Origin of the sequence: Nonomuraea salmonea (assembly GCF_042428605.1) — a bacterium.
GTDB lineage: Bacteria > Actinomycetota > Actinomycetes > Streptosporangiales > Streptosporangiaceae > Nonomuraea > Nonomuraea salmonea.
Map to the genome: position 1 here is coordinate 58,582 of NZ_JBHMCF010000047.1, position 7,765 is coordinate 66,346.

Annotated in this window: 10 protein-coding genes and 1 tRNA gene; 6 read left to right on the forward strand and 5 right to left on the reverse strand. The window is 66.6% G+C overall.

The window, feature by feature from the left end; translation table 11 throughout:
• Nucleotides 1-210 precede the first annotated feature (210 nt).
• Nucleotides 211-429, reverse strand: coding sequence for a hypothetical protein (locus ACFFR3_RS43160; RefSeq protein ID WP_345391457.1), 219 nt, complete (start codon nucleotides 427-429; stop codon nucleotides 211-213).
• 66 nt (nucleotides 430-495) lie between these two features.
• Between ACFFR3_RS43160 and ACFFR3_RS43165 the strand changes: the two genes are divergently transcribed.
• Both ACFFR3_RS43165 and ACFFR3_RS43170 read left to right on the forward strand, forming a co-directional pair.
• Nucleotides 496-858, forward strand: a complete 363-nt coding sequence (locus ACFFR3_RS43165) for a hypothetical protein (protein WP_345391460.1) — start codon at nucleotides 496-498, stop codon at nucleotides 856-858.
• 41 nt (nucleotides 859-899) lie between these two features.
• The gene (locus ACFFR3_RS43170; protein ID WP_345391463.1) at nucleotides 900-1,691 is read left to right on the forward strand and encodes a hypothetical protein; all 792 of its coding nucleotides are present in this window, start codon (nucleotides 900-902) and stop codon (nucleotides 1,689-1,691) included.
• On the opposite strand, the gene ACFFR3_RS43175 is transcribed toward ACFFR3_RS43170, so the two are convergent.
• The gene (locus tag ACFFR3_RS43175; RefSeq protein ID WP_364384166.1) at nucleotides 1,672-2,832 is read right to left on the reverse strand and encodes an NADAR family protein; all 1,161 of its coding nucleotides are present in this window, start codon (nucleotides 2,830-2,832) and stop codon (nucleotides 1,672-1,674) included. The genes ACFFR3_RS43170 and ACFFR3_RS43175 overlap by 20 nt on opposite strands.
• 33 nt (nucleotides 2,833-2,865) lie before the next feature.
• Nucleotides 2,866-3,744, reverse strand: a complete 879-nt coding sequence (locus ACFFR3_RS43180) for an alpha/beta fold hydrolase (RefSeq protein WP_379485022.1) — start codon at nucleotides 3,742-3,744, stop codon at nucleotides 2,866-2,868.
• 86 nt (nucleotides 3,745-3,830) lie between these two features.
• On the opposite strand from ACFFR3_RS43180, the gene ACFFR3_RS43185 reads away from it, so the two are divergent.
• On the forward strand, nucleotides 3,831-4,304 hold the full coding sequence (locus ACFFR3_RS43185; protein WP_364384160.1) for a MarR family winged helix-turn-helix transcriptional regulator: 474 nt from the start codon (nucleotides 3,831-3,833) through the stop codon (nucleotides 4,302-4,304).
• Nucleotides 4,305-4,325: 21 nt separating this feature from the next.
• On the opposite strand, the gene ACFFR3_RS43190 is transcribed toward ACFFR3_RS43185, so the two are convergent.
• Both ACFFR3_RS43190 and ACFFR3_RS43195 read right to left on the reverse strand, forming a co-directional pair.
• Nucleotides 4,326-4,505, reverse strand: a complete 180-nt coding sequence (locus tag ACFFR3_RS43190; RefSeq protein WP_379485023.1) for a hypothetical protein — start codon at nucleotides 4,503-4,505, stop codon at nucleotides 4,326-4,328.
• Between the two features lie 71 nt (nucleotides 4,506-4,576).
• Nucleotides 4,577-4,655: transfer RNA gene (locus ACFFR3_RS43195), tRNA-Phe, on the reverse strand.
• 124 nt (nucleotides 4,656-4,779) lie between these two features.
• Here ACFFR3_RS43195 and ACFFR3_RS43200 point away from each other — a divergent pair.
• The 3 genes from ACFFR3_RS43200 to ACFFR3_RS43210 all read left to right on the forward strand — a co-directional run bounded on the left by ACFFR3_RS43200 (nucleotide 4,780) and on the right by ACFFR3_RS43210 (nucleotide 7,196).
• Nucleotides 4,780-5,208, forward strand: a complete 429-nt coding sequence (locus ACFFR3_RS43200) for a hypothetical protein (protein ID WP_345391473.1) — start codon at nucleotides 4,780-4,782, stop codon at nucleotides 5,206-5,208.
• Nucleotides 5,209-5,747: 539 nt separating this feature from the next.
• Nucleotides 5,748-5,924 carry a helix-turn-helix domain-containing protein gene (locus ACFFR3_RS43205; RefSeq protein WP_345391476.1) on the forward strand — a complete coding sequence of 59 codons (177 nt, stop codon included), beginning with the start codon at nucleotides 5,748-5,750 and terminating at the stop codon, nucleotides 5,922-5,924.
• Nucleotides 5,925-7,196: a tyrosine-type recombinase/integrase gene (locus ACFFR3_RS43210; RefSeq protein ID WP_379485024.1), complete on the forward strand. Its 1,272-nt coding sequence runs from the start codon at nucleotides 5,925-5,927 to the stop codon at nucleotides 7,194-7,196.
• The last annotated feature ends 569 nt before the right edge of the window (nucleotides 7,197-7,765 follow it).

Below are 7,765 nucleotides of genomic sequence, written 5' to 3' on the forward strand. Positions count from 1 at the left end.
GGACCGGCGAGCCGGGCCGCTGCTGCCGCAGGTCCGACGGCTGCTGGACAGCAAGGACGCTTGGACCCGGGCCCGCGCCGCGCACGCCGTCCGGGCGATCAGCGGTGAGCCGGACCTCGTCATGCCCGTCCTGCTGGCGATCATCCAGCCGTCGGGCGAGGACCGGTCGCTTCCGGTGATGCGGGCCGCCGTACGCAGACCTTTGTGGCGTCATGACCTGCGCGGTCTCAGCAGATCTTCACCCTGTCGAATGTCGCGAACGGATGCGCCTGGCTTCTTCACCTTGGCGTAGGGCTGCAGGGCACTGGTGAAGCCCAGTTCGACCACCTTGAGGCAGTCCTCCGCCTGCGCGGTCTGCGCATTCGCGGAGGCCGTACCGGCGTTACCGCAGCTCAGCACGCCTGCAAACCGGCGGTTGACAATCGTCAAGACTTATTGCCAAGATCGACATCAACTCCGGGCCGGAGCGCCCGGCTCCCCACGCGAAGAGGGTCGATGAGGAAACTCGCGATTGCCGGCATCACTCTGATCACGTCATTCTCCGTACTCACCGTCACCCCCGCGGAAGCGCAGATGGTCGACCGGAACCTCATCACGTTCTGGGAGCACGACGACTACAAAGGCGCACGCAAAGACGTCACCTGCGTCACCCAGGTCCGTGACGACCTGGGCGCACTGGAAAACCAGGCCAGCTCCATGGCCAACGCCTCCTACTCGGGCATCGACCTATACAGCGGCGACAACCTGACCGGTGTCAGGTATTACGCCGCCCCGCGCAGCAACGACAGCGACTTCACCAACAACGGGTTCGACAACACCGTCGAATCTCTGCGTTTCAGGACCGTTCCCTGCGCCTGAGCACCGCACGATGGGCGCGGGGTTGCGCGCTGCTGGCGCTGATGTCCGCCGCCGCGTGCGCGGCCCCCGCCCCGCAGGCGCCCGCGCCGCCCGTCATCGATCCGTCCGTCGAGGCACGGGCACTCCGCCTGCCCTTCGACGCCTACAAGCGCACCGAGGCCGACATCGAACGCGCCGAACGCGCCGTGGACGTCCTGACCAGCGTGTGTCTGAAGCAGAAGGGGTACGACCGGACGCCCCTGCCCGCGATCCCCGTGGTCGAGGCCCCCAACCGCCGCCGCTACGGCGTCATCGAGCCCGTCGTGGCCGAGCAGGCCGGCTACCAGGCCCCGTACACCACCGCCGAGAAGGAACGCGAACGCGCGCACCGCGCCCGCGGCGGCCCCCGCACCAGGACGGAGCAGTCGGCGGCCAACGACTGCATCCAGCGGAGCACGGCCCGCGTCTACGTCACCGCCGCCGACTCCCCTCTCCTGACCCGCCTGGAACGGGAGATCTTCGAACAGACCCGGACGAAGGACGCCCGCGTCAGGTCGGCGTTCGAGGCCTGGCGATCGTGCCTGCGCGCCCGCGGCCAGAAGGACTACCCCGACCCGCTCGCCGCGGCCGCCGACGAGCGCTGGCAGGACCCGAGCACGTCCCAAACCGAAACCGCCGCCGCGGTGGCCGACGTCGCCTGCAAGGAACAGACGAATCTCGTCACCATCTGGTCCGGCGCGGAACGAGAACTGCAGACCACCGCCCTGAAAGAGCACACCACCGAATTCACCGCCATCCGCCAGGCCCTCGAAAGAGAACGCACCGAGGCCGCCCTCATCGTCCAGGACGCTTGACCCACCACTGGGCCGTACGGAAGCCGATGCGGTCGGCCACGAGTTCGGCGCGGACCAGTTCGAGGAGCCGGCCCAGCCAATTGCGTCCGGCGGCGTCGGTGATGTCCCAGAATTCCGAGGTGGCGTGCGCGTAATGGATTCTTCCGTCGCCCGTGGCCAGGAGAATCTCGGCCAGATCCGGATGCTGGGCGAACTTCGCGCGCAGCAGGTCGGCCATCACCAGGAGACGCACGTCCGGCCAGTGCGGCCGCCGTTCAGCTGCGACCGCGATGTCGTGCGCCTCCCTGGCGTTCGGTGCCGTACGGATGCGTTCGCGCGCGGCTTCGTCGTCCGTGGACAAGGCCCAGTAGGCATGCTCGACCGTCGGATAGACGGCATCGGCGACTTTGATCGAGGCGGGGAATTCGTTGCGCAGCCCGTGCGCACGCGGGTACATCGGACGGCCGTAGGTGAGCATCACGGTCGGCGACTGAGCTTCGGCCTCCCGCCTTGCGGCCACGTCCTGATCAGGTCGCCGCCACTCCGCGAAGTACTGGAATGCAGCTCGCCGGCCTTCTTCGGTGACGGCGCCGTCATCGTCCAATGCCTCACTGCCGTCCTCGAACGCGAAATAGACGTCCTCGTCCCATGTCTCACCCACTTCCGAGGCGAGCACGCGCAGCGGAAGGTCACGGGCGTCCATGTCGCCGAGTGCGTAGACGCGAAGATGCGCCGGAATGGCCGCGTAGGCGGTGCGCAGCGCGAGCCGGTCGGCCTCCGTACGCGAATCGACGTAGCGCAGCGCCGCCGAGATGCACCGATCCGTGGAATCGGGACGCCCGTTCAACCGCTCGATCGCATCGGCGACCTCCCCGAGCAGTTCCTCGGCTGTGATCCAGGCATTGACCTGGTCGAAGCGCCAGCTCGCCAGATGGTGAACGCTCGCCCTGGCTCCTTCGTCGAAAGTCGTCGCCACCCAGCCCGACTCGAGTTTCGCGCGAAGCCCGTCAAGGTCGCCCCACTCCCAGTAATAGATGGCACCGTCCGCGAAGACCTTGAGTTCGCTCAGGTAGTGGGTGTCGCCGTTCCGAATGAAAACCGGCCGGAAGACTCCCTCGATGCGCTCACCATCGACGACGCGATAGGTTCGATTCCCCATCATCCGCGTCATCCTAGGCCCGCCGCACTTGTACGGTCAGACGCCTTCGATGAAGTCGAGGCACGCCTTCGCCAGCGCCTCAGGGGCCTCCATCGCGACGTAGTGGCCCACACCGTCGAGGTGCACGGACCTGATCTCGGTAAACGCGGCCTGGGACATGGTGTCCGCCGTGAAGGGCCCGCCGCCGGCGCCGACCGCCAGCACGGGCGTCCGCAGCCCGGGAGCCGCCGCGAGGGCCCTGATCTCCGAGCCTTCCCGCAGCATCGACCGGTAGAGGCCGATCGCACCGCGCCAGCCGTCCGGCCGGGCGTAGGCGCGGGCGAACTCGTCGAGGTCGGCGTCGGTGAACGCGCCAGGGGTGGCGGTCATGGCGGGGAACGCGTACCGGCCGAGGAACTCGCGCTCGCGGCCGGCCAGCAGCAGCTCGGGGATGCCGGGTGCGGCGAGTGCCCCGATGTGCCAGGCGCCGCCGCGGGTGACGTCGGCCAGCGTTTCCAGGCCGAACCCGGCCAGACCCATCTCGATGGCGGTGAGGCTGAGCACGTCGTCGGGGTGCGTGGTGGCCAGGCGGAAGACGGTCGCGCCGCTGATGTCCTGTCCCGTGAGATGGACCGGGCCGACGCCGAGGTGCTCGATCAGCAGGTGGAGGTCTTCGGCCGCGGTCGCGCTGTCGTACTCGCCCGGCCCGTTGTCCGAGTCGCCGAACCCGCGCAGATCGACGGCGAAGACCCGGTGATCGGCCGCGAGCAGAGGGAGGAGCTTGTGAAAGGTCCACCAGGTCTCGGGAAACCCGTGGACCAGCAGGATCGGGGAGCCACTGGTGCCGGCGGCGACGTAGTGCAGCGTGGTCCCGTTGACCGCGACGCGGTGATGGGTGACGTCCGGCAGCGTGGCGCCGGCTGGCGTGACGGTCATGGCTCTCCTCAAATAGACAGGCAAGGTGTCGAATATTAGACACCTAGACTGTCCTTTGTCCAAACGGGTGCCGTAGGCTTCTCCCCATGTCTCGCTCTGGCGCCGATCTCGCCTTGCTGCTGCTGGGAGGCTTCCGCACACTGGTGGACGCCGCGATCGCCGAGCTGGCCCGGCGCGGCCACGAGGACGTGCGCCCCGTCCACGACTTCGCCATGCGAGCCATCGCCGCCGGCGCCGACAGTGCCTCAGAGCTGGGCCGCCGCCTGTCCATCTCCAAGCAGTCGGCGGCGAGGACCATCGCGGTCCTGCAGGAACGCGGCTACGTCGCCCGCGACACCGACCCGAACGACGCCCGCCGCAAACGCCTCCAGGTGACCCCGCTGGGCTTCGAGGTCCTGCACCAGGGAGAAGCGATCTTCGACGAGCTACGCGACCAGTGGGCCCGTCAGATCGGCGCCGCCGAACTGGAAGCCTTCGAAGCCCACCTGACAACGCTGGTGGGCAAACAGCCCGTACGCTTCGACACCCCCGGCTGGATCACCCACGACCTCGGCGGCTGACAGCCTCAGGTCACCACCGGCTCAGGTCACCACCGGCTCCGGCAGCTCGGCCCGCCCCGCGAGGTACGGCAGCGCATCCGCTGCCGCTTCCGACTGGAGCATTCGGAGCATGAGGCTCTCCGGCAGCGCAGGATTGACCGCCAGGCCCGACAACGCGTTCGCCGCCTCGCCGTTCTCAAGGATCTTCTCCGAGTGACGCATGGCAGCTGCTGTCAGCGCAATCAAAAAGCCCCGAACGATGATCCGTTCGGGGCGTTCTGGCTGTTCAAAGCTGGTGGTCAGGGGCAGGGTCGAACTGCCGACCTTCCGCTTTTCAGGCGGGCCGATCACGCTGCTCGGCTGATCGAGACCGTGATGAGGAAGGTATGGCCGGGCGGCTGCGGTGAGCCCATGTGTGGGGACGTTGCTGTCAGCACTGCTGTCACCACCTAATAGGGAGCTCCAGGATCACTCAGGTGCGCGAGACCATGTCCACATGTCAGTGACTCAGTTCGTCGGCGTGACCAAGGACGAGCATCGTGGCGTCACCTCCAAAGGAGGACTGTACGAGTTCTGGACCGAGGACGGTGCCCACGTCTACCTGCACGACACCGACTTCAGACGCCTGACCTACCAGCCCGGCAGGCCGCCGACGCTGGAGCTGGCGTTTGTCTACGATCCGCAGGGGGCTCCACCCGAGCTGTCGAAGACGCCCGTCGTGGTCTTCCGGTTCGAGGATGTCCGCCTCGTCGAGTGGCGTGAGGACCAGGAGGGCCATGACTGCGTGACCGCTCACCCTGATGCTCCGCCTGGGCAGGTCGACCTCTTTGACTGGGACGGCGCCGACCGGTTCTCCCTCTACACCTTCACGCTGTACCTAACATTCCACGCATCGCGTGCAGAGGTGACCGTACGCGCAGAGTAGAGCAGGGAGCCCATCACGGGCTACCCGGCCCACCTCATAGGAAGCGCCGGGTTTCCGCACGTTAACGTCTGCTTGAGGAGCTGCCGGGCGATAACTATGCGCTGATCTGGTTGGCGCCCTCATAGATCTGGGTGACCTCCGATGCCTTCCCGGCTGTGGCAATCTCATGGAACAGCGGCGGAACGAGGCTGGAGATGCTGCGGTAACCAGCGGCGTCGAACGGGAACCGCCATGCTCGGCGGCGATCGCCCCAGCCCGTGAGATGGGGTGCCGAAGTCCGCGATCGTCACGGCCTCACCCTCGCTACGCGGGAGCTATCTAACTCACCGCACACGCCCCGGGACAAAGTGCGGATGGTGGTCGGGGCTGGCGAAGGCTCGCTGTAGACCATCGAGAGCTGCCCCTGTCCGACGAAGACACCGTCCTCGTCATCAGCGAATGGCAGTACGCCGGCAAGGGCCACTCCGCCGGAGACGCTCTCCTCGTCGCCGCCATCACGGGCAAGCCCTGCACTCCGCTGGCGTGTGAGGAGGCCCCGCATGAGTGACCTCGTACTCACCGTGGACGAGGCCGCCGATCGCCTCCGCGTCAGCCGGTGGACCCTGTACACCCTCATCCGCTCCAACCAGCTCCGAACTGTCAAGATCGGCCGTCGCCGCCTGGTCCCGGCCGACGCCCTGGCCGAGTGCATCAGGGCTCTACTGGAGGTGGCGTGAATGACTAGGACCATGCTCGGCACCCCGGAAGAGAACCCCAAGCGCCGAACGGGCCGCCGCATCCGCAAGCGCTCCAACGGTGAAGGGAGCATCTGGCCGCGCAAGGATGGCCGATACGGGTACGCCGCCTTCGTCCAAACCACAGCCGGAACCACGAAGCGAGTTCAAGACTCCGCGCGTACTCAGGAGGACGCCCGTAAGAAGCTGACCGAACTCCTCCGCCAGGCCGACGAGGGTATCCCTGTCTCCTCAGAGAACTGGACACTCGCCGACTTCCTCACCTACTTGCTGAAGAACATCGTCAGCCAGGAACGCCGGCCCAAGACCTACCAGGGATACGAGAGCGTCGTCCGCCTCCACCTCGTCCCGGGGCTGGGCAAGAAGCGCCTGGGCAAGCTCAACGCCCAGGACGTCCGTCTCTTCATCAACCGTGTCCGCTCCGAATGCCAATGCTGCCGCAACGGCTGGGACGCCTCACGGGAGAAGCCGGTGTGCTGCGCTCTCAAAGGCGGCCAGTGCTGCGACTCCCGGTTGTCCACCCGCATGGTCCAGTTCATCCACGCATTCCTCCGGAACGCCTTGGAGTGCGCCGTACGCGAAGAGATCATCGCTCGTAACGTCGCCAAGCTCGTCAAGGTCCCGGTGCCTAAGTACAAGGTGAACCGCGGCCTGACCGCCCCACAGGCCCGTGCCGTCCTCAAAGCCGCCCGGGACCACCGCCTCTATGCGCTGTACGTCCTGGCGCTCTGCCTCGGCCTGCGCCGTGGGGAGCTCCTCGGGCTCCGCTGGACGGACGTGGACCTGGAGGTCGACAAGCTTGAGGTAGTCCAAAGCCTCCAACGGGTCGCGGGCCGCCTCCAGTTCGTCCGCCCCAAGACCTCCGGCTCGGAACGAACCGTCCCGCTGCCTCCCATCTGCGTGGAGGCCCTGAAGGAGCACCGGAAGAAGCAGTTCGTTGAACGCTCCGACCGCTGGGAGGAGTGGAAAGAACACGGCCTCGTCTTCCCCTCGCGCTGCGGAACCCCGATGGAGCCCGACAACATCCGGCGAAGCTGGGGAGCGATCCGCAAGTCCACCGGCCTCGGCGATATGAGGTTTCACGACCTCCGCCACACCTGCGTAACGCTACTACTCAACCTCGGCGTCCCACCTCAGGTCGTCCGCGACATCGTCGGCCACAGCGACATCGAAGTGACCATGACCATCTACGCGCATGTGTCGCTCGACGACAAGCGCAACGCCCTTCATAAGCTCGGGAACACGCTTAGATAACGATGTCGCGAAACAAAGCCCCAGGGGCGTCCGCCACCTGGGGCTTTACGCATGCCCGTGAAGCAGGATCCACCGAGCCCGGACGAAGACCTTGGACTATCCCTATGATTTTCTCACGCTCACCGAGAGGTTGATCGTCACGCTGCTCCCAGAGGGTGCCCGCTGCAGCGGCACTCTGCCGCAGGGAGGAGGTGTGAGCGATGCCGAAAAAGCGTCGAGATCGGCCAGAAGATGAGCGGGCCTGGATGGTGCCGGCCTTGAAAGTCGTCGCTGCTGTGACGAGCATTGCGGCGACCGTTTTGAGGTTCCTTCGGGAACTTTAAGGCCCGGCACCACCCAACTAGGGTCGGCCCAACAGCCAGTTGGGTCGGCCCTCTGCATTACTGCATCTGCGTAAGGGGTAGCGTAACGCACCTTACGACACCACTGCGCGATATCTCTGGTGCCGGACTCTCTGGTGCCGGACTCTCTGGTGCCGGACTCTCTGGTGCCGGACTCTCTGGTGCCGGACCCTCTGGTGCCGGACTCTCTGGTGCCGGACTCTCTGGTGCCGGACTCTCTGGTGCCGG

Bases quoted from the DNA above. Each gene is read 5' to 3' on its own strand.
- ACFFR3_RS43205 (WP_345391476.1), top strand. From the start codon at position 5,748: ATGAGTGACCTCGTACTCACCGTGGACGAGGCCGCCGATCGCCTCCGC.
- ACFFR3_RS43200 (WP_345391473.1), top strand. From the start codon at position 4,780: ATGTCAGTGACTCAGTTCGTCGGCGTGACCAAGGACGAGCATCGTGGC.
- ACFFR3_RS43185 (WP_364384160.1), top strand. From the start codon at position 3,831: ATGTCTCGCTCTGGCGCCGATCTCGCCTTGCTGCTGCTGGGAGGCTTC.
- ACFFR3_RS43210 (WP_379485024.1), top strand. From the start codon at position 5,925: ATGACTAGGACCATGCTCGGCACCCCGGAAGAGAACCCCAAGCGCCGA.
- ACFFR3_RS43165 (WP_345391460.1), top strand. From the start codon at position 496: ATGAGGAAACTCGCGATTGCCGGCATCACTCTGATCACGTCATTCTCC.
- ACFFR3_RS43180 (WP_379485022.1), bottom strand. From the start codon at position 3,744: ATGACCGTCACGCCAGCCGGCGCCACGCTGCCGGACGTCACCCATCAC.
- ACFFR3_RS43175 (WP_364384166.1), bottom strand. From the start codon at position 2,832: ATGATGGGGAATCGAACCTATCGCGTCGTCGATGGTGAGCGCATCGAG.
- ACFFR3_RS43190 (WP_379485023.1), bottom strand. From the start codon at position 4,505: ATGCGTCACTCGGAGAAGATCCTTGAGAACGGCGAGGCGGCGAACGCG.
- ACFFR3_RS43170 (WP_345391463.1), top strand. From the start codon at position 900: ATGTCCGCCGCCGCGTGCGCGGCCCCCGCCCCGCAGGCGCCCGCGCCG.